This is a genomic window from Actinocorallia sp. B10E7 (assembly GCF_039871655.1).
In the GTDB taxonomy this organism is placed as follows: Bacteria; Actinomycetota; Actinomycetes; order Streptosporangiales; family Streptosporangiaceae; genus Actinocorallia.
In genome coordinates, this window is record NZ_JBDPLZ010000002.1 from 854,684 (window position 1) to 874,606 (window position 19,923).

At 71.5% G+C, this 19,923-nt stretch carries 16 protein-coding genes; 14 read left to right on the forward strand and 2 right to left on the reverse strand.

Annotated elements, in window-relative coordinates; genetic code table 11:
• Window positions 1–37: 37 nt before the first annotated feature.
• The 14 genes from ABGB12_RS09165 (at window position 38) to ABGB12_RS09230 (ending at window position 15,677) form a co-directional block, all read left to right on the forward strand.
• Complete coding sequence (locus ABGB12_RS09165) at window positions 38–1,537, forward strand: UDP-N-acetylmuramoyl-L-alanyl-D-glutamate--2,6-diaminopimelate ligase (protein ID WP_347675844.1); 1,500 nt, start codon at window positions 38–40, stop codon at window positions 1,535–1,537.
• The gene (murF, locus tag ABGB12_RS09170) at window positions 1,534–2,955 is read left to right on the forward strand and encodes a UDP-N-acetylmuramoyl-tripeptide--D-alanyl-D-alanine ligase (RefSeq protein ID WP_347675846.1); all 1,422 of its coding nucleotides are present in this window, start codon (window positions 1,534–1,536) and stop codon (window positions 2,953–2,955) included. The genes ABGB12_RS09165 and murF overlap by 4 nt, the downstream gene beginning before the upstream one ends.
• A complete protein-coding gene (mraY, locus tag ABGB12_RS09175; protein ID WP_347675848.1) occupies window positions 2,952–4,025 on the forward strand; it encodes a phospho-N-acetylmuramoyl-pentapeptide-transferase in 1,074 nt (357 codons plus the stop codon). The genes murF and mraY overlap by 4 nt, the downstream gene beginning before the upstream one ends.
• A complete protein-coding gene (murD, locus tag ABGB12_RS09180; protein ID WP_347675850.1) occupies window positions 4,025–5,443 on the forward strand; it encodes a UDP-N-acetylmuramoyl-L-alanine--D-glutamate ligase in 1,419 nt (472 codons plus the stop codon). The genes mraY and murD overlap by 1 nt, the downstream gene beginning before the upstream one ends.
• The gene (gene ftsW / locus ABGB12_RS09185) at window positions 5,440–6,705 is read left to right on the forward strand and encodes a putative lipid II flippase FtsW (RefSeq protein ID WP_347675852.1); all 1,266 of its coding nucleotides are present in this window, start codon (window positions 5,440–5,442) and stop codon (window positions 6,703–6,705) included. The genes murD and ftsW overlap by 4 nt, the downstream gene beginning before the upstream one ends.
• 49 nt (window positions 6,706–6,754) lie before the next feature.
• The gene (gene murG / locus ABGB12_RS09190; protein ID WP_347675854.1) at window positions 6,755–7,855 is read left to right on the forward strand and encodes an undecaprenyldiphospho-muramoylpentapeptide beta-N-acetylglucosaminyltransferase; all 1,101 of its coding nucleotides are present in this window, start codon (window positions 6,755–6,757) and stop codon (window positions 7,853–7,855) included.
• Complete coding sequence (murC, locus tag ABGB12_RS09195; RefSeq protein WP_347675856.1) at window positions 7,852–9,240, forward strand: UDP-N-acetylmuramate--L-alanine ligase; 1,389 nt, start codon at window positions 7,852–7,854, stop codon at window positions 9,238–9,240. Before murG ends, murC begins: the two co-directional genes overlap by 4 nt.
• Window positions 9,241–9,316: 76 nt before the next feature.
• Window positions 9,317–10,096, forward strand: coding sequence for an FtsQ-type POTRA domain-containing protein (locus ABGB12_RS09200; RefSeq protein WP_347675858.1), 780 nt, complete (start codon window positions 9,317–9,319; stop codon window positions 10,094–10,096).
• A 191-nt stretch (window positions 10,097–10,287) separates the two neighbouring features.
• Entirely contained in the window at window positions 10,288–11,586 is a 1,299-nt protein-coding gene (gene ftsZ / locus ABGB12_RS09205; RefSeq protein WP_347675860.1) for a cell division protein FtsZ, read from the forward strand.
• Window positions 11,587–11,588: 2 nt separating this feature from the next.
• Window positions 11,589–12,290, forward strand: a complete 702-nt coding sequence (locus ABGB12_RS09210; RefSeq protein WP_347675862.1) for a YggS family pyridoxal phosphate-dependent enzyme — start codon at window positions 11,589–11,591, stop codon at window positions 12,288–12,290.
• 83 nt (window positions 12,291–12,373) lie between these two features.
• Window positions 12,374–12,874 carry a cell division protein SepF gene (sepF, locus tag ABGB12_RS09215; protein WP_347675864.1) on the forward strand — a complete coding sequence of 167 codons (501 nt, stop codon included), beginning with the start codon at window positions 12,374–12,376 and terminating at the stop codon, window positions 12,872–12,874.
• A gap of 21 nt (window positions 12,875–12,895) precedes the next feature.
• Window positions 12,896–13,201 carry a YggT family protein gene (locus ABGB12_RS09220; protein WP_347675866.1) on the forward strand — a complete coding sequence of 102 codons (306 nt, stop codon included), beginning with the start codon at window positions 12,896–12,898 and terminating at the stop codon, window positions 13,199–13,201.
• 72 nt (window positions 13,202–13,273) lie between these two features.
• The gene (locus ABGB12_RS09225; protein ID WP_347675868.1) at window positions 13,274–14,152 is read left to right on the forward strand and encodes a DivIVA domain-containing protein; all 879 of its coding nucleotides are present in this window, start codon (window positions 13,274–13,276) and stop codon (window positions 14,150–14,152) included.
• 172 nt (window positions 14,153–14,324) lie between these two features.
• A complete protein-coding gene (locus ABGB12_RS09230) occupies window positions 14,325–15,677 on the forward strand; it encodes a hypothetical protein (protein ID WP_347675870.1) in 1,353 nt (450 codons plus the stop codon).
• A gap of 105 nt (window positions 15,678–15,782) precedes the next feature.
• On the opposite strand, the gene ABGB12_RS09235 is transcribed toward ABGB12_RS09230, so the two are convergent.
• Together ABGB12_RS09235 and ileS are read right to left on the reverse strand one after the other, a co-directional pair.
• Window positions 15,783–16,409 (reverse strand): DUF1707 domain-containing protein, encoded by a 627-nt coding sequence (locus ABGB12_RS09235; RefSeq protein ID WP_347675872.1) that lies wholly within the window; start codon window positions 16,407–16,409, stop codon window positions 15,783–15,785.
• A 121-nt stretch (window positions 16,410–16,530) separates the two neighbouring features.
• Window positions 16,531–19,686, reverse strand: coding sequence for an isoleucine--tRNA ligase (gene ileS, locus ABGB12_RS09240; RefSeq protein WP_347675874.1), 3,156 nt, complete (start codon window positions 19,684–19,686; stop codon window positions 16,531–16,533).
• Window positions 19,687–19,923: the final 237 nt, after the last annotated feature.

Below are 19,923 nucleotides of genomic sequence, written 5' to 3' on the forward strand. Positions count from 1 at the left end.
GTCAGACAGAGCGATGTCCGTACGAGAGAGCCATGAGATGCGTCCTTCGAGCAATCCCGCTCGGCCGCTGTCGGGTCTCGCAGAGCGGCTCGGTGTGCCCGGGCCGCTCGAAGGCGAGATCTCCGGGGTCACCCATGACTCCCGGCAGATCCGGCCGGGCGACCTGTACGCCGCGCTCCCCGGAGCGCGGTTCCACGGGGCGCAGTTCGCCGCGCAGGCCGCCGAGGCCGGCGCGGCCGCCATCCTGACCGACCCCGAGGGCCGCGAGGCCGCGGAGGAGACGGGCCTGCCCGTCCTGGTCGTCGAGGCGGTCCGCCCGGTGCTGGGCGACGCCGCGGCCTACGTGTACGGGGACCCGGCGAGGCAGCTTCTGCTGCTGGGCGTCACCGGCACCAGCGGCAAGACGACCACCGCCTACATCCTGGAGGCGGGCCTGACCGGGGCGGGACTTCCCGCCGGGGTGATCGGGACGGTGGAGACCCGCCTGGCGGGCGAGCGGCTGCCGTCCGCGCTGACCACCCCCGAGTCCACCGACCTGCACGCCACCTTCGCCACCGCCCTCGAGCGCGGGGTCGAGGCGATCGCCATGGAGGTCTCCAGCCACGCGCTGGAGCAGGCCAGGGTCGGCGGCGTGGTCTTCGACGTGGCACTGTTCACCAACCTGTCGCAGGACCACCTCGACTACCACCCGACCATGGACGACTACTTCGCCGCCAAAGCGAAGCTGTTCACCCGTGCGCACAGCCTCGTGGGCGTCGTCAACACCGACGACCCCTACGGGCGCAGGCTCGCCGGGATCGCCGAGGTGCCCGTCACCACGTTCTCGCCCGGCGGCGACAGAGGCGCCGACTGGCGGGCCGAGGAGGTCAGGCTGGGCCCGGAGGGCAGTTCGTTCCGGATCGTGGGCCCCGGCGGCATCGAGGCGGTCGCGCAGGTGCGGCTGGCCGGCCCGTTCAACGTCGCCAACGCGCTCGGCGCGATCGTCGCCCTGGTCGAGGCGGGCATCCCGCTGCAGCGCGCGGTCGACGGGGTGGCCCGGATGCCGGGCGTCCCCGGCCGGATGGAGCGCGTGGACGAGGGCCAGGAGTTCGCCGCGCTCGTCGACTACGCGCACAAGCCGGGCGCGGTCGAGGCGGTGCTGACCACCCTGCGCCCGGTCACCGAGGGCAGGCTGATCATCGTGCTGGGCTGCGGCGGCGACCGGGACAAGGGCAAACGCCCGCTCATGGGCGCGGCCGCGGCCCGGCTGGCGGACCTGGCGATCTTCACCGACGACAACCCGAGGTCCGAGGACCCCCTGGCCATCCTGACGGCGATGCTGGAGGGCGTGCTGGAGGTGCCCCGGGCCGAGCGCGCCCAGGTGGTCGTGGAGCCCGACAGGGCGGCGGCTATCGCGCTGGCCGTCGCCAGGGCGGGCCGGGGCGACGTGCTGGTGGTGGCGGGCAAGGGCCACGAGCGCGGACAGTACACAGCGGGGCAGGTGACCCCGTTCGACGACCGCGAGGTCCTCGCCAAGGCCATCCGGGAGTGCCGGTGATAGAGCTTTCCCTGTCCGAGATCGCGACGCTGACCGGCGGCACGCTGCACGGTCCCGACGCCCTGGTGACCGGCCCGGTCGTCATCGACTCCCGTCAGGCCGGGCCCGGCGCGCTGTTCGTCGCGCTGCCCGGCGAGCGGGTGGACGGCCACGACTTCGCCGCCGCCGCGATGGCGGGCGGCGCGGCCGGCGTCCTGGGCGGACGGCCGCTTCCGGGCATCCCCACCGTCGTGGCCGGCCCCTGCGACGACGTCCACGAGGTGGACGACGTCGTGGGCGCGCTGGGCCGACTGGCCAAGGGCGTGCTGGGCCGGCTGCCGCGGGCCACCGTGATCGGGATCACCGGATCCTCCGGCAAGACCTCCACCAAGGACCTCATCGCCCAGGTGCTGGCCGAGGCCGGCCCCACGATCGCCCCCGAGGGGTCGCTCAACAACGAGATCGGCCACCCTCTGACCGTGCTGCGGGCCGACGAGTCCACCCGCTTCCTGGTGCTGGAGAAGAGCGCGCGTGGAGTCGGTCACATCTCCTACCTGACGCGGATCGCCCCGCCGCACATCGGTGTGGTGCTCAACGTCGGCACCGCGCACCTCGGCGAGTTCGGCAGCCGCGAGGCCGTCGCCCGGGCCAAGGGCGAACTGGTCGAGGCGCTGGAGCACACCGGGGCGGCGGTGCTGAACGCCGACGACCCGCTGGTGCGGGCCATGGCCGCGCGCACCGACGGCCGCGCGGTGCTGTTCGGGCGTTCCCCCGAGGCCGAGGTCAGGGCCGTCGAGGAGACCTGTGACGAGGAGGGCCGCGCCAGGTTCACCCTGGTCACCCCCGAGGGCTCCGTCCGGGTGGAGTTGCGGCTGCACGGCGCGCACGCCGTCGCCAACGCGCTGGCCGCGGCCGCGACGGCCCGGCAGGCGGGGATGCCGCTGGAGGACGTCGCCGCGGCGCTGTCGCGCGCCGTGCCGGTCAGCCGCTGGCGCATGGAGGTCGACCGCAGGGCGGACGGCCTGACGGTCGTCAACGACGCCTACAACGCCAATCCGGAGTCGATGCGCGCCGCGCTCGACGCGTTGTCCATGATGTCCGGAGGGCGCCGGACCTATGCGGTGCTCGGCCACATGGCCGAGTTGGGGCCCGCCTCCGTTGCGGAACACGAGAAGATCGGACAACATGCCGCGCGGACCGGTGTCACCGGTCTGGTCGCGGTCGGTCCGGCTGCGGCGCCCTTGCTGGAGGGCGCCAAGCGGGTGGCGTCATGGAACGGAGAGTGCGTACAGGTGGATGACGTCGGTACGGCGGTGGCCGTGCTGGGCGAACGGCTCAGGCCGGGGGACGTGGTGCTCGTCAAGGGCTCGCGCGTCGCCGGACTGGAGCGGGTGGCCCGGGCACTGCTCACGGACGCCCCCCCGGAGGATGAGGCGTGAACAACGTAATCCTGGCGAGCGGGATCTCTCTGATCATCGGCCTGCTCGGCACCCCCCTGTGGATTCGGCTGGTGGTACGCCTCGGCTACGGGCAGATGATCCGTGAGGACGGCGTCAGCACCCACCAGAGCAAGCGCGGCACCCCCACCATGGGCGGCACCGTCATCGTGGTCGGCTCGCTGACCGGGTACGCCGCGGCCCACCTGATCACCTGGACGGTCCCGACGATCTCCGGCGGGCTCGTGCTGTTCCTCATGGCGGGCCTGGGCGTCGTCGGCTTCGTCGACGACTACATCAAGGTCTTCAAGCAGCGCAGCCTCGGCCTGCGCAGCCGCGCCAAGGCCACCGGCATCGTCATCGTCGGCGTGGTCTTCGCGGTGGGCTGCCTGCAGTTCCCCAACCCGATGCAGCTCACCCCGGCGGCGCCCTCGCTGTCGTTCCTGCGGGACTTCGGGCCGAGCATCGGCCCCTACCTGTTCGTGCTCTGGGCGCTGATCCTCATCCAGGGCGTGTCCAACGGCGTGAACCTCACCGACGGACTGGACGGCCTGGCGTCGGGCACCGTCGGCCTGATCCTCGCCGCCTACGTGATCATCGGCAACTGGCAGTTCCGGCAGAGCTGCGCCCAGGCCCTGGTGCCCAACTGCTACGAGGTGCGCGACCCCCTCGACCTCGCGGTGGTCGCCGCGGCCGTGCTCGGCGCGTGCTTCGGCTTCCTGTGGTGGAACGCCCCGCCCGCCAAGATCTTCATGGGCGACACCGGCTCGCTGGCCCTGGGCGGCGTGCTGGTGGGGCTGGCCATCACCACCCGCACCCAGTTCCTGCTGGCCATCCTGGGCGGCATGATCGTGCTGATCACCATGTCGGTGATCCTGCAGGTGGGCTGGTTCAAGATCAGCGGTAAACTGTTCGACCAGCCCAGACGTCTGTTCAAGATGGCCCCGCTGCAGCACCACTTCGAGCTGTCGGGTTGGGCGGAGACCACGATCGTGGTGCGGTTCTGGCTGATCTGCGGCCTGTGCGTCGCCGCCGGCGTCGGCCTGTTCTATCTGGAGTGGGTGCCCAAGTAATGCGGTTCAAGGACGTTCACATCACGGTGGCCGGGCTGGGCGTGTCCGGCCGGGCCGCCGCGCGGGTGCTGGCCGAACGCGGCGCGGTCGTCACCGCGGTGGACGCCCGGACCGAGGGCATCGAGGGCCTGGCCGAGCTGCGGGCCGCGGGCGTCACGGTCCGCCTCGGCGACGGCGAGACCCTGCCGGAGGGCACCGAGCTGGTCGTCACCTCCCCCGGCTGGAAGCCGTCCACGCCGCTGCTGGCCGCCGCCGCGGCCCGGGGCGTGGAGATCATCGGCGAGGTGGAGCTGGCCTGGCGGCTGCGTCCGGCCGAGGGCGCCGCGCCCTGGCTGGCGCTGACCGGGACCAACGGCAAGACCACCGCGGTGAGGATGCTCACCAGCATCCTCACCGCCGCGGGGCACGACGCGGTGGCCGTCGGGAACGTCGGCGAGCCCATCGTCGAGGCGGTGCTCGCCGACCACGACGTGCTGGCCGTCGAACTGTCCAGCTACCAGCTGCACTGGTCCTCCAGCCTGGCGCCGCACGCGGCGGCCGTCCTCAACGTCGCGCCCGACCACCTGGACTGGCACGGCTCGCTGGAGTCCTACGCCGGGGCCAAGGCCAAGATCTACGGGCCCGGGACGATCCGGGTCTGCAACGCCGACGACGAGACGACGGTCGCGCTCGCCGGCCCGGACGCCTACGGGTTCACCCTGCGGATGCCGGCTCCCGGCCAGTTCGGCGTGGTCGAGGACCTCCTGGTCGACCGCGCCACCGTCGCCGACCCGGCACGTTCGGCCGACGAGCTGGCCGAGTTGCGGGACGTCGTCCCGTTCGCCCCGCACAACGTGGCCAACGCGCTGGCCGCCGCCGCGCTGGCCCGTGCCTTCGGGGTGCCGGCCGAGGCGGTCCGGGAGGGGCTGCGGGCCTTCCGCCCCGACCCGCACAGGATCGCCTTCGTCGCGGACGTGGGCGGGGTCGCCTACGTGGACGACTCCAAGGCCACCAACCCGCACGCCGCCGCCGCGTCCCTGGCCGCCTACGAGCACATCGTGTGGATCGCGGGCGGGCTGCTCAAGGGCGCCGACGTCGACGACCTCGTCGCCACGGCCGCCCCGAGGCTGCGCGGCGTCGTCCTGCTCGGCGCCGACCGGGCCCGGATCGCCGAGGCTCTCGCGCGACACGCCCCCGGGGTTCCGGTCGCCGAGGTCGCCGCGACGGACACTGATGCGATGGACCTCGTGGTGAACCAGGCGGCCCGGCTCGCACAGCCGGGCGACACCGTACTGCTGGCCCCCGCGGCCGCCTCCATGGACATGTTCGCCGACTACAAGGCACGCGGGAACGCGTTCGCCGCCGCGGTGGAACGGCTGGGAAGCGCCGGCGCCGATCCCGCCGATCCCCCGGCGAGAGGGGAGAAGCCGGGCTCGTGACGGCCGCCTCCACCGGCGGAGCCGAGCCGGAACGCGCCAGGACGGGCCTGAGGGTCCAGGTGGCCAACGTGCTCAGCCTGCTGGACCGCCCGCTCACCTCCTACTACCTCGTCATCGGCTGCTCGCTGCTGCTGCTCACCCTCGGCCTGACCATGGTGCTGTCGGCCTCCTCGGTGATCTCGCTCAAGAACACCGGCTCGGCGTTCACGCTGCTGCAGAAGCAGGCCACCTGGGTGGCGCTGGGCCTGCCGCTGATGGTGCTGACCGCGATGCTGCCGGTGCGCACCTTCCGGGTCCTGGCCTATCCGATCATGCTGCTGGCCATCCTCGGCCTCGCCCTGGTGCTGGTGCCCGGCCTCGGCCAGAGCGCGGGCGGGGCGACCCGCTGGCTGAGCTTCGGCGGCGGGTTCCAGCTCCAGCCGTCCGAGCCGGCCAAGCTCGGGCTGGTGCTGTGGGGCGCGGACCTGCTGGCCCGCAAGGAGAAGCTGCGGATGCTGACGGACTGGAAGCAGCTGCTCATCCCGCTGCTGCCGGGCACCGGCCTCATCGTCATCCTGGTCATGCTCGGCGACGACCTGGGCACCACCCTGGTGCTCTTCGTGATCTTCCTGGCCCTGCTGTGGGTGATCGGCGCCCCGATGCGGCTGTTCGTCGGCGTCTCGGCGCTGGTCCTGCTGCTGACCTCCATCCTCATCGTGGTCGAGCCCTACCGGATGCAGCGGCTCACCGGCTTCCTCGACCCCTCGGGCGACCCGCTGGGCGCCGGCTACCAGAGCAACCAGGGCCTGTTCATGCTGGGCTCGGGCGGCTGGTTCGGCACCGGCGTGGGCGAGGGCCGGGCCAAGTGGGAGTACCTTCCGCACGGCGACACCGACTTCATCTTCGCCGTCCTGGGCGAGGAGTTCGGGCTGGTCGGCACCCTCATCGTGCTGAGCCTGTTCGGGCTGCTGGCCTACGCCGGGCTGCGGATCGCCAGGCGGGTGCGCGACCCGTTCATGCGGCTGGCCGCCACCGGCATCACCGCCTGGATCGTGGTCCAGGCGATCGTGAACATCGGCGCGGTCATCAACGTCCTACCGATCACCGGCATCCCGCTGCCGCTGGTGTCCTACGGAGGCTCGGCGCTGATCCCCACGCTCATCGCGCTGGGCATCCTGCTGGCGTTCGCCAAGCGGGAGCCGGGCGCCCGCCAGGCGCTGGCCGCGCGTGGTCCCGGACCGGGCGCGCGCGTCCTAAGCTGGCTGGGTCTGGGACCCAGATAGAACCCCCCGTACCGAGATTCGAGGATCTCTGCAGAAAGGTTGTCGTGTCATGAGGGTTGTCCTCGCCGGCGGTGGCACAGCCGGGCACATCGAGCCGGCGCTCGCCCTCGCCGACGCGTTGCGACGCATGGACCCGTCCGTGCAGATCACCTGCCTGGGCACCGAGCGCGGCCTGGAGACCACCCTGGTCCCGCAGCGCGGTTACGAGCTCGCGCTCATCCCTCCGGTCCCGCTGCCCCGCACGCTCACCCCCCGGCTGCTCGCGGTGCCCGGCCGGCTGAACGGCGCGATCAACTCCGCCGCCGCGGTGCTGGACCGGGTCGGCGCCGACGTCCTCGTGGGCTTCGGCGGGTACGTGGCGACCCCGGGCTATCTGGCCGCCCGCCGCAGGCACATCCCGATCATCGTGCACGAGGCCAACCCCAAGCCGGGCCTGGCCAACAAGCTCGGCGCGCGCTTCACCGAGCACGTCGCGGTCTCCCACCAGGACTCACCGCTGCCGCACGCCAGGTTCGTCGGCATCCCGATCCGCCGGCAGATCGCCGAGCTCGACCGGCTGGCCATCGGCGACAAGGCCCGCAGCTACTTCGGGCTCGACGCCGACCTGCCGACCCTGCTGGTCTTCGGCGGGTCCCAGGGCGCCCGCTCCCTCAACCGGGCGGCGGTGGCGGCGGCTCCGGCCTTCCGCGCCGCCGGGGTGCAGGTGCTGCACATCGTCGGCAAGAAGAACACCGAGGAGGCCCCGCCCGGACGCCCGGGCGAGCCGCAGTACGTCACGATCCCCTACTGCGACCGGATGGACCTCGCCTACGCCGCCGCGGACCTGGCCATGTGCCGGGCGGGCGCGATGACCTGCGCCGAGCTGTCGGCGGTCGGCCTGCCGGCGGCGTACGTGCCGCTGCCGATCGGCAACGGGGAGCAGGCGCTGAACGCCCAGCCGATCGTGGACGGAGGCGGGGGCCTCATGGTCGAGGACGGCGCGCTGACCCCCGAGTGGATCGTCCACAACATGCTGCCGATCCTGAAGGACGCCGAAACCGTCGTGCGCATGTCGGAGGCCGCCGCCCGGATGGGCCACCGAGACGCCGACGTCAAGCTCGCGCAGATGGTCTTCGAGGTCGTCCGCGCCAGAAGAGGGGGCAACTCGTGAGCCTCGTCAGTCCCGTCGACGTCGTGCCCGCCGACCAGTTGGGGAAGGTGCACTTCATCGCGATCGGCGGCGCCGGCATGTCCGGCATCGCGCGGATCATGCTGGGCCGCGGCATGACGGTCTCCGGCAGCGACGCCAAGGACTCCGAGCTGCTGGAGCAGCTCGCCGGGATGGGCGCGAAGGTCTTCGTCGGGCACGACGCCGCCCACCTGGGCGACGCCGACACCGTCGTGGTCTCCACCGCGATCCGCCAGGACAACCCCGAACTGGCCGCCGCGCGGGAGCGGGGGCTGCGGATCCTGCACCGGGCCGCGGCGCTGGCCTCGCTCATGGCGGGGCGGCGGGCGGTCGCGGTGGCCGGTACGCACGGCAAGACCACGACCACCTCGATGCTCACGGTCGCCCTGCAGCACGCGGGCCTCGACCCGTCCTACTGCATCGGCGGCCAGCTGGTCACCACCGGCCTGGGCGCGGCCGAGGGCACCGGCGACGTGTTCGCGGCCGAGGCGGACGAGAGCGACGGCTCATTCCTCATGTACTCCCCGCGGGTGGCGGTCATCACCAACGTCGAGGCCGACCACCTGGACAACTACGGGGGGTTCGAGGAGGTCAAGGCGAACTTCGCGCGCTTCGTCGAGCGCATCGAGCCCGGCGGGATCCTGGTCGCCGGGGTCGACGACCCGGTGGTGCGGGAACTGGCGGCCAAGGCGCCCCGGGTGCTGGGCTACGGCGAGGCCGAGGACGCCGACGTCAGGGTCACCGGATTCACGCCGCGCGGGCTCGGCTCCACGTTCGAGCTCTCAGGTGTCGGCCCGGTCGAGCTCTCGGTCCCCGGACGGCACAACGCGCTCAACGCCGCGGCCGTCGTCGCGGTCGCCAAGGCGCTCGGCGCCGACCTGGCCAAGGTGGTGGAGGGCCTGGCCGCCTTCGGCGGGGCCCGCCGGAGGCTCGAGCTGAAGGGCGAGGCCGGAGGCGTCCAGGTCTTCGACAGCTACGCGCACCACCCGACCGAGCTGACCGCGGACCTGTCGGCGACCCGCGACTACGTCGGGGAGAGCGGCCGGTCCCGGATCGTCGTGGTCTTCCAGCCCCACCTGTACAGCCGCACCCGGTTCTTCGCCGCGGAGTTCGGCGCGGCCCTGGGCGCAGCCGACGTCGCGGTCGTCCTGGACGTCTACGGCGCCCGCGAGGATCCCGAGCCGGGGGTGAGCGGCCGGCTGATCGTCGACGCGGTGCCCGAGGGGCCGCAGGTGCACTACCTGCCCGACTTCGCCACCGCCGCCGAGCGGGTCGCCGCGCTCGCCGCGCCCGGCGACGTCGTGATCACCGCGGGTGCGGGCGACGTCACCACGCTCGGCCCGCGGATCCTGTCCCTGCTCTCCTGACGCCGGGCCGGGCCGGGTCCGGCGGCCTGGCGTGTCGGAGGTTCCAGCGGGCGCGGGGAGAGGACATCATCGGCACATGGCCACCACGCAGCCGCCCTCTTCGAGGGACGATCCGGCGCGGGACGCCGGGGAGCCCGGGGAGGATCCGGAGCTCCCGGAGCGCAAGCGCCCCGTCCGGCGCGCCCGCTGGAAGGTGCTGTTCGTCGTCCTGCTCATCGCGGCGCTGCTCGGCGCCGCGGTCTGGGTGGTGCTCGGCTCCAAGCTGCTGGTGGTGCGCGAGGTGTCGGTGCGCGGAATCTCGCTGCTGGACCGCGAGCGGGTGCTGCAGGCGGCCAGGGTCCCGGTCGGGACGCCGCTGGCGCGGCTGGACGCGGGGGCGGTGAAGCGCCGGGTGGCCGGAGTCCGGGAAGTGGAGTCGGTCTCGGTGTCGCGGAGCTGGCCCACGACCCTGGTCATCACCGTGCGGGAGCGGTCCCCGATCGCCACGGTCGAGCAGAACGGTCTGTTCCAGCACGTGGACCGCTTCGGTGTGACAGTTCTCACGTCTCCTCGCAGGCCCGCTCACCTGCCGCTTTTCGTGGTGGCGGCCCCGGGCGCGGGAGATCCGGCGACCCGGGAGGGACTGAAGGTGCTGCGGGAACTGCCGCCGCGGTGGAAAACGAAATTGGTGACAATTGAAGCGTTGAGTGCTGAATCAGTGGTTCTGCGGCTGGAAGGCGGTCTCACCGTGGTGTGGGGCGCGGCCGAGCGCACCGACGAGAAGCACCGCCTGTTGAAGGCGCTGCTGTCGACCAAGGCGGGCCGGGCCGCGCGCACCATAGACGTCAGCGCGCCGGAAGTGGTCACTACCAGATGATCGGCAATTCCCGCGAATCAGGGTGAGTCGGCGTCACTGCGACACGCCGATCTCCTTGTGCCCCTGTTAGTTGACCCTGATGGGGGGCAGCCCTACTGTCCCTAGCAGTCCTCAGGTTGACATAACTGTAAGCCTCAACTTGAGGGTCAAGGTTTATCTGGAACAGCAAGCTAGCGGAAAGGCCCCTCCTCGTGGCAGCACCGCAGAACTACCTAGCGGTCATCAAAGTCGTCGGTATCGGCGGCGGCGGTGTCAATGCCGTCAACCGGATGATCGAAGAGGGGCTCAAGGGCGTCGAGTTCATCGCGATCAACACTGACGCCCAGGCGCTTCTGATGAGCGACGCCGACGTCAAGCTCGACGTCGGCCGCGAACTCACCAGGGGACTGGGCGCCGGCGCCAACCCCGAGGTCGGCCGCAAGGCCGCCGAGGACCACCGCGAGGAGATCGAGGAGGTCCTCAAGGGGGCCGACATGGTCTTCGTGACCGCGGGCGAGGGCGGCGGCACCGGCACCGGCGGCGCCCCTGTCGTGGCGAACATCGCCCGTACCCTCGGCGCCCTGACCATCGGCGTGGTCACCCGTCCGTTCAGCTTCGAGGGCAAGCGCCGGGCCGCCCAGGCCGAGGCGGGCATCGAGACGCTGCGCGACGAGGTCGACACCCTCATCGTCATCCCCAACGACCGGCTGCTGTCGATCTCCGACCGGCAGGTCAGCGTGCTGGACGCCTTCAAGGCCGCCGACCAGGTCCTGCTCTCCGGTGTCCAGGGCATCACCGACCTCATCACCACCCCGGGTCTGATCAACCTGGACTTCGCCGACGTGAAGTCGGTGATGTCGGGAGCCGGCTCGGCGCTCATGGGCATCGGCTCGGCGCGCGGCGACGACCGGTCCGTGGCCGCGGCCGAGATGGCGATCTCCAGCCCGCTGCTGGAGGCCAGCATCGACGGCGCCCACGGGGTGCTGCTGTCCATCTCCGGCGGCTCCGATCTCGGCCTGTTCGAGATCAACGAGGCGGCGCAGCTGGTGTCCAACGCCGCGGCGCAGGACGCCAACATCATCTTCGGCGCGGTCATCGACGACGCGCTCGGCGACGAGGTGCGGGTGACCGTCATCGCGGCGGGCTTCGACGAGATCCAGCCGGTGGCGCCCGAACCGGACGTCAAACGGCTGCCGCCGCCACCGATCCGGCCCACCGTCACCGAGGCGGCCGCCAAGCCGGTGACTCCGGCGGCCCCGCCGGAGCCGGGGCCGAAGGTCCCCGAGCCCGCGCCGGAGCCCGAGCCCGCGTCGCTCGAGGAGTCGGCCGGGTCGCAGGAGGACGCCTCGGAGGAACAGCCGGAGCAGGCGCACCCTAAGGTGCCGCGGCCGGTGCAGGATCCGCCCGCGGTGACCCGTTTCGACCGGTTCACCGGAGGGGAGCCCACCCGGCGCCGTCCCGTCGTGTTCGACGACGACGACCCCCTCGACGTCCCCGACTTCCTGAAGTAGCAGTGACACGCGAAGAAGAGCTCGCAGCCAATCTGCGGGACGTTGGGGAACGGATCGCTCTCGCCTGCCGGGAGGCGGGGCGGGACCCGGGCGAGGTCACCCTGATCGCGGTCACCAAGACGTTCCCTGCGTCCGATGTCCGGCTGCTGGCCGGTCTGGGCATCACCGACGTGGGGGAGAACCGCGACCAGGAGGCCGCCCCCAAGGCGGCCGCCTGCGGCGACCTCCCTCTCGTCTGGCACTTCATCGGAGCGCTGCAGACCAACAAGGTCAAGTCGGTCGTGCGATACGCGCGGGTCGTACAGTCCGTCGACCGGCCGCGTCTGGTCACCGCCCTCTCGGAGGAGGCGGTGAAACAGGGGAAAAAAGTGACTTGTTTGGCGCAGGTTTCGCTGGATCCTCCTGATTCGTCCGGGCGGAGCGGGGTAAAACCTGATCACCTCTTGGCACTGGCCGACCGGATAAGCACTGCCCCCGGACTGGAACTCGGTGGCATCATGGCGGTCGCGCCGCTGGGCGCCGATCCGGCTCCGGCGTTCGAACGGCTGGCCGGATACGCCGAGAAGCTGAGATCCGTCCATCCGGACGCCGGGATCGTCTCGGCCGGTATGAGCGGTGACCTGAAGGAGGCGATCGCCTGTGGTGCGACACACGTGCGCATCGGTACGGCGTTGCTCGGAGGTAGGCGGACAATCGTCGGGTAATGTCCGCGAGTAAGTAGCGGGCGACGTCCGCGACTCGGGTTGAACAGGACATCCTGGACGGAATATCGGATCGGAGGGGCCCAGTGGCCAGCGCGATGCGCAAGATGGCGGTCTATCTCGGCCTCGTCGAGGACGACCGATATGACGACTATGACGTCTACGACGAAGAATACGATGAGCCGGAGGCGGAGCACACGGCGCACCCGCCCCGCCGTCGTCCGGTCGAGGACGACCACCAGCCCACGCAGATCGCGACGGGTCCGCCGGTGCCGGCGCAGGAGAGGCGAGAGCCCGCTGTATCGGATTTGGCGCGTATCACTACGCTTCACCCTAGGACGTACAACGAGGCTCGGACCATCGGGGAGCATTTCCGTGAGGGCACCCCGGTGATCATGAATCTGACGGAGATGGTCGACAGCGACGCCAAACGGCTGGTCGATTTCGCGGCAGGTCTCGTGTTCGGGCTCCACGGGAGCATCGAACGTGTTACGAACAGAGTGTTCTTGCTCTCTCCGGCCAATGTCGAGGTGACCGCCGAAGACAAGGCCAGGATGGCAGAACGCGGATTCTTCAACCAAAGCTGACAGCCACATGCGAGAGTGTCCGTGACAGTCGTTGGAGCCATCCTGACGGTGGTGCTGTATCTGTTCCTGCTGATCCTGATCGGCAGGCTGATCCTGGACTACCTCAAGATGTATGCGGAGAGCACGTCGAGGCAGCCTTGGCGGCCCAAGGGGATCGTTCTGGTGTTCGCAGAACCCATCTGGACGGTCACAGAACCCATCCTCATTCGTCTGAGACGTATCTTCAAACCGTTGCGATTGGGTAACGTGAGTCTCGATCTGAGCTTCATGGTGCTCTTTCTGATCGTCCTGATCCTGATTCGGGTGGTCGGAGGGCTGACGCCATGATCGTCTTCGCCCGGGAGCTTTGATCGGATACCGTCCTCTGGGACAGACTCCAAGCGCGCCAAGGAGACCACCATGCCGCTGACACCCGCGGATGTGCGGAACAAGCAGTTCAGCACGACCCGGCTTCGACCGGGATACGACGAGGAAGAGGTCGACGCCTTTCTCGACGAGGTCGAGGCCGAACTCGACCGCCTGATCCAGGAGAACGAGGAACTGCGGGCCAAGCTGGCCGAGTGCCTGCGCGGCAAGGTCCCCGCCATGGCGGCCCCGATCGTGGAGCCCAAGCAGGATCTCGCCCCCCCGATGCCGGAGCCGATCCGGCAGCCCGAGCCCATGCAGCAGCCGGAGCCGGTCGGCATGGGCCTGGCGCACGAGCCGCGCATCGAGCCCCGGCCCAGCACCGAGGACAACATGGACACCGCGGCGCGGGTGCTCGCCCTGGCGCAGCAGACCGCGGACCAGGCGATCGCGGACGCCCGCCGGGAGGCCGACGAGACCCTCGGCCGAGCCCGCCGCGAGGCGGAGGACATCCTGGGCAAGGCGCGCCGCCAGGCCGACCAGATCGTCTCCGAGGCCCGCTCCCGGGCCGAGCAGCTCGACCGGGACGCCCAGGAGCGGCACCGCCAGGTCATGGGCTCCCTGGTGCAGCAGCGCGAGGAGCTGGAGCGCAAGGTCGACGACCTGCGCGCCTTCGAACGCGAGTACCGCAGCCGGCTGAAGGCCTACCTGGAAGGCCAGCTGCGCGAGCTCGAGGTCGGCGCCAACGAGGGCGGTTTCCCCGGAGCGACGATCACAGGCCCCCAGCCGGTCCCCGTGGCGGCCCACGCAGGCCAGCCCGCCCCCGTCTCCACCGGCCCCACCCCGTTCCCGCCCCCGGCCGAGCCCGCGCAGCACAGCGGTACCGGCGCCTTCCACGCCGCGGTGGAAGCCCCGCCGCACGACCGCCGCTGACCCGTCGGTACACCGGACGAGCGTGTACGCGGAAGATGTCGATCTTTCGTTGACACGGCCTCTTCGCCTGACGTGCTGATGCTCCGACAGGCGATAGGGTGCTGACTCTGCCGACACCTCGCCCAGTCGCGAGGACCGGTCGAAGCGCTGGGTACCGGGAGAGGGAGTCCTTGTGATCATCCTGAGTGGCCTGCTGGTCATCGTGGCGATCGCCCTGCTGGTGGCGGGGATCGTGACGGAAGAGCAGGGAGTGCTGGGCCTGACGGGGCTGCAGCTGATCTATGTCTCGATCGCTGTCAGCGTCGTGTCGGCCCTGTGCCTGGCCATCGGAGTGCTCATCCGGCGCAGGGAGCTGTTCGGGTCCGCCCCGGCCCGCCCCGCGGCCCCCAAGTCCCGGCCCACCGGCAGGGCGGCACGGCGGGCGGCGGCCAAGGCGACCGAGGAGCCCGCCCCCCTCCCCGAGCCGGAGGAGGACACTCCGTACGCCTTCCCGATGCCGACCGCGCAGGTGCCGGACGACGCGCTCGTGTACGTCATCCCCGGCCGCAAGCGCTACCACCTCGACACCTGCCGGCAGCTCGCCGGACGGCAGACCGAGGAGCTCACCTACATAGAGGCCCAGGAAGAGGGGTTCAGCCCCTGCACCGCCTGCCTGCCCGACACCGCTCTGGCGGCGCGCGCCACCGCGGCCGCGGCGGGCGGCGGTGCGCCGGACGGCGAGCCGGACCCCGGCCTCGCCACCGAGCCCGGCCCGGGCCTCGAACCCACCCTGAACTTCGAGGCGGCCCCGGCCTCCGAGCCGGACCCGGCGCCCTCGCTCCCGCAGGAGCGGTCCGGCTCCTTCTCCGCCGTCGGCGGCATGGACTGGACGTCCGGGCCCGTGTCCTCGGAGCCCCCCGCCGCCGACACCATCACCGACTGGGACCCCAAGGCGCTGACCGCCGACCCGCTCGACCCCTCCTACCCGTTGCCGGAGGAGTCCTACAGCGGCCCGAACCCCTTGGAGCCCCGCCGGAGCGGCGACTCCTGGTCCTCTCCGGCGCCCGCGGAGCCCTTCTGGTCCAAGTCCGCCGAAGCCGAGCCCGCCCTCGACCGGCCCACCCCCGAGCAGGGAACCCCCCTGCCCGAGCCGCCGCTGGAGGAGTCCCCGCTGAGCGGGTCTCCGCTGGAGGACCCGGTCCTGCCGGAACCGGTCGGCTCCGCGTCCGACCCCGAGCCCGAGGGCGACTCCTCCGAGGACCCGGCCTCCCGGCCCGAGCACGCCGCCGAGGAGGAGGCGCTCGCAGAGCCCGCCGCCGACACCCACCCCGTGGTCCCCGGCTCCCGTGAGCCCGAGGAGGCCCCCGGCGGCCCCATCGTCCGCATCCTCAGCGGCACCAAGCGCTACCACCGCCCGGACTGCGCCCTCATCGAGGACATCGGCGAGGAGGACGAGGACCTGGAGAGCATCAGCCGCGACACCGCCAAGGAGCGCGGTTGCACTCCCTGCCTGGTCTGCCAGCCCGACAAGGAGCACGCGGTCTGAGCACTCTCCTCCGCTCTTCACCACAGAAGCCCGTGCCGTCAGGCACGGGCTTCTCGCGTGTGTGCGGACTCCCGGTGTGCTTGCGCGCCGAGGGGCGGCCGGGCGTCAGAGGTGGTGGCGGGAGCGGCGGGCGGCGCGCTGGGCGCGGCGCTGCTCGCGGGTGAGCTTGCGCTTGACGGTGAGGGCGCCGAAGAGGATGAAGCCGGTGAAGCGGATGACGGGGGCGTGGGGGTCGACGGTGTCGTTGCCGGGGTCGTCGACGGCGCCGAAGATCGCGGAGGCGTTGCTCTCGACGCGGACGCCCGGGGGGACGACGACGTCGACGGCGCCGAAGATGCAGCTGACGTTGACGACGACCTCGCGCTGGGTGAGGACCGCGGTGCGGTAGTCGAGGTCGACGCCGCCGAAGACGCAGTTGACGGTGGTGACGGGCTCGACGAGCCAGCGGCCCTTGCGTTCGGCCGCGCCGAAGAAGCACTGGATGTCGCTGGAGCCGCGGACCGGCGGGGGAAGGGAGGGCTCCTCCTTGGACAGGGAGACCTTCGGGCGGGGCAGGTCGCCGGTGAGCGGCTCCAGTTCGGCGTAGGTCTTGGCGGCGTAGAGGCGGTCCAGGCGCTCGGAGTGCTCCTCCGGGGTCAGCCTGCCCTCGGAGAGCGCGTCTCCGAGGATCTCCGCCACCCGGTCCCGGTCCGCGTCCGACGCCCTCAACTGGGGGGTGTTCTCTAGCTCCACCTCTTCACTATGACAAAGGGGGCCGCCCCCCTCTACCGGGGGCGACCCCGAGAAGACCCTGAGAACACCCTGAGCCGCGGACCGCCGCGAGGGCCGCGCGGGACGCGGCCCTCGCGGGAGGTCAGGCCTTCTTCAGGACGAAGGACAGGCCGAGGTCCGCCTCGTGGTGGGTGGGTTCGGCGCCGGGCTCCAGTTCGGTGAAGGAGGTGGCGAGGACCTCGCCGCCGATGTCCGCGCCGTGCTCGCGCAGCGCCTCGCCCATCTCCGGGTCGGAGGCGGACCAGGCCAGGGTGATGCGGTCGGTGACCTCCAGGCCGGACTGCTTGCGGGCGTCCTGGATCATCCGGACGGCCTCGCGGGCCAGGCCCGCCCGGCGCAGCTCCGCGGTGATCTCCAGGTCGAGCGCGAGGGTCTCGCCCGCCGCCGACTCCACGGCCCAGCCGGAACGGGGGCGCTCGGTGACGATCACGTCGTCGGGGCCGAGCTCGACCGTGCCGACCTCGGGCACCTCGGCGGTGAAGGAGCCCGCCCGGCGCAGGGCGGTGACGAGCCCCGCCGGCTCGGAGGCGGTGACCGCCTTGGCGACCAGCGGCGTCTGCTTGCCGAAGCGCTTGCCCAGCTCGCGGAAATTGGGCTTGACCTCGTATTCGACCAGGTCGCCGCCGATGGAGGACAGGTCCTCGAAGGAGCCGACGTTCAGCTCCTCGGCGATCTGGGCGCGCAGCTCGCCGGGCAGGGAGGCCCAGCCGGGCGCGCCGACCAGGGCCCGGCCGAGCGGCTGGCGGATGCGCACCGACGAGGACGTCCGGGCGGCGCGGCCCAGGTCGACCAGCCGCCGGACCAGCGCCATCTGCGCGGTCAGGTCGGCGTCCAGCAGCGCGGCGTCGACCTTCGGCCAGGACGCCAGGTGCACCGACTCGGGGGAGCCCTCGGGCCGGATCACGTCCCAGACGTGGTCGGTGACGAACGGCACCAGCGGGGCCATGAGCCGGGTCAGCGTCTCCAGGCACTCGTACAGGGTCGCGAACGCCGAGCTGTTCTCCGGGGTGGTCGGGCCCTCCCAGAACCGGCGGCGGGACCGGCGGACGTACCAGTTGGACAGGTCGTCGACGAACTCGCCGAGCCGGCGTCCCGCGGCCTGGGTGTCGAAGACCTCCAGCGCCTCGGTGACCTCGGAGACCGTGCGGTTCAGTTCGGCCAGCGCCCACCGGTCCAGCAGCGGCCGGTCGGCGGGGGCGGGGGCCTCGCCGAGCCGGTCGGGCGTCCAGGCGTTGCCCTGCGAGGCGGCCGCGTTGGAGTACAGGACGAAGAAGGAGGCGGTGTTCCAGTAGGTCAGCAGGACCTTGCGGACGATCTCCTCCAGCACGTTGTGGCCGACCCGGCGGGCCGCCCACGGCGAGCCGGAGCAGGCCATGAACCAGCGCAGGGCGTCGGCGCCGTGCTGGTCCATCAGCGGCAGCGGCTGCAGCACGTTGCCCAGGTGCTTGGACATCTTGCGCCCGTCCTCGGCGAGGATCAGCCCGAGGCACAGCACGTTCTCATAGGAGGACCTGTCGAACACCAGGGTGCCGACGGCCATGAGGGAGTAGAACCAGCCGCGGGTCTGGTCGGTGGCCTCGCAGATGAACTGCGCGGGGTAGGCCTGCTCGAACTCCTCCTGGCCCCGGTAGGGCGCGCCGTGCTGGGCGAACGGCATGGAGCCCGAGTCGTACCAGGCGTCGATGACGTCGGGGACGCGGGTCGCCGTCTGGGCGCAGACCGGGCAGGGGAAGGTCACGTCGTCGACGAACGGGCGGTGCGGGTCGAGTTCGGAGTGGTCCTCGCCGGCCAGTTCCGACAGCTCCTTGAGGGAGCCGACGCAGGTGACGTGCTCGTCGGGGCACAGCCACAGCGGCAGCGGGGTGCCCCAGTAGCGGGAGCGCGACAGCGACCAGTCGACGTTGTTGCGCAGCCACTCGCCGTACCGGCCCTCCTTGATGGTCTCGGGGAACCAGTTGGTGCCGGCGTTCTCGCGCAGCAGCTCGTCCTTGACGGCGGTGGTACGGATGTACCAGGCGGGCAGCGCGTAGTACAGCAGCGCCGAGTGGCAGCGCCAGCAGTGCGGGTAGCTGTGCTCGAAGTGCGAGCCGCGGAAGAGCAGGCCGCGTTCCCGCAGGTCGGCGGTCAGCGCCTCGTCGGCCTCCTTGAACAAGACGCCGCCGACCGTCGGGACGTCCTCCAGGAAGCGGCCGTCGGGGCCGATGGGGTTGACGACGGGCAGCCCGTAGCGCTTGCACGTCTGGAGGTCGTCGGCGCCGAAGGCCGGCGCCTGGTGGACCAGGCCGGTGCCGTCCTCGACGGTGACGTACTCGGCGAGCAGCACGAAGTGCGCGCCGGGGATCTCGACCAGTTCGAACGGGCGGCTGTAGGGGGTGCGCTCCAGCTCGGAGCCGGAGAAGGACTCCCGGACGGTCCAGCCCTCGCCCAGCGCGCTCTCCAGCAGAGGCTCGGCGACGATGACGGGCTTCTCGCCGTCCTTCTCCGCCACCACGTAGGTGACGCCGGGGTGGACGGCGACGGCGGTGTTGGAGACCAGCGTCCACGGGGTGGTGGTCCAGATGAGCAGGTCGGCGCCCTCGAAGCGGCCGGAGGTGACGGGCATCCGCACGTAGACCGAGGGGCTGCTGACCGTCTCGTAGCCGCCGGGCTGGCCGAGCTCGTGGTCGGACAGGCCGGTGCCGCAGCGGGGGCAGTAGGGGGTGATCCGGTGGTCGCGGAAGAGGAGGTCCTTCTCCCAGATGACCTTCAGGGACCACCAGACCGACTCGATGTAGGAGGGGTCCATGGTGCGGTAGGCCTGGTGGAGGTCCACCCAGTAGCCCATCCGCTCGGTGAGCTCCTCGAAGGCGTCGGTGTGGCGCATGACCGAGGCGCGGCAGCGCTCGTTGAACTCGGCGATGCCGTAGGCCTCGATCTGCGGCTTGCCCGACAGGCCGAGCTCCTTCTCCACCGCGACCTCGACGGGCAGGCCGTGGCAGTCCCAGCCGGCCTTGCGGGGCACGTGGTAGCCCTGCATGGTCTTGAACCGGGGGAAGACGTCCTTGAAGACGCGGGCCTCGACGTGGTGCACGCCGGGCATGCCGTTGGCGGTGGGCGGACCTTCGTAGAAGACCCAGCGGGGGCCGTCCGCGTTGCGTTCGAGCGACCGCTGGAAGATCTTCTCGTCCTGCCAGCGGCGCAGCAGGTCGCGTTCGAGGGCCGGCAGATCGACCTGCGCGGGAAGAGGACGGAAGGACACGGTGGTACGACCTCCAAGACGGTAAGGACTGTCCTTGAAGGGACGACCCGAACGGGCCGCGGTACCACCCTCCTTGACCACGCGGCGACGATCGCGCGTGATCCGCTTCGTTGGCGTCCGGCTGCCGGTTCTACTGGGCTCCGGGCTCTCCCGGGCTCGGGGCTGTTCTTCCGGCGGCTCCGAGGTGATGGCCTCATCACTGCCTTGCCATGGACTGACACGATTGTACGGGGCGCG

Coding starts and splice junctions, on each gene's coding strand:
- ABGB12_RS09165 (WP_347675844.1), top strand. CDS start 38: ATGCGTCCTTCGAGCAATCCCGCTCGGCCGCTGTCGGGTCTCGCAGAG.
- murD (WP_347675850.1), top strand. CDS start 4,025: ATGCGGTTCAAGGACGTTCACATCACGGTGGCCGGGCTGGGCGTGTCC.
- murG (WP_347675854.1), top strand. CDS start 6,755: ATGAGGGTTGTCCTCGCCGGCGGTGGCACAGCCGGGCACATCGAGCCG.
- ABGB12_RS09200 (WP_347675858.1), top strand. CDS start 9,317: ATGGCCACCACGCAGCCGCCCTCTTCGAGGGACGATCCGGCGCGGGAC.
- ABGB12_RS09225 (WP_347675868.1), top strand. CDS start 13,274: ATGCCGCTGACACCCGCGGATGTGCGGAACAAGCAGTTCAGCACGACC.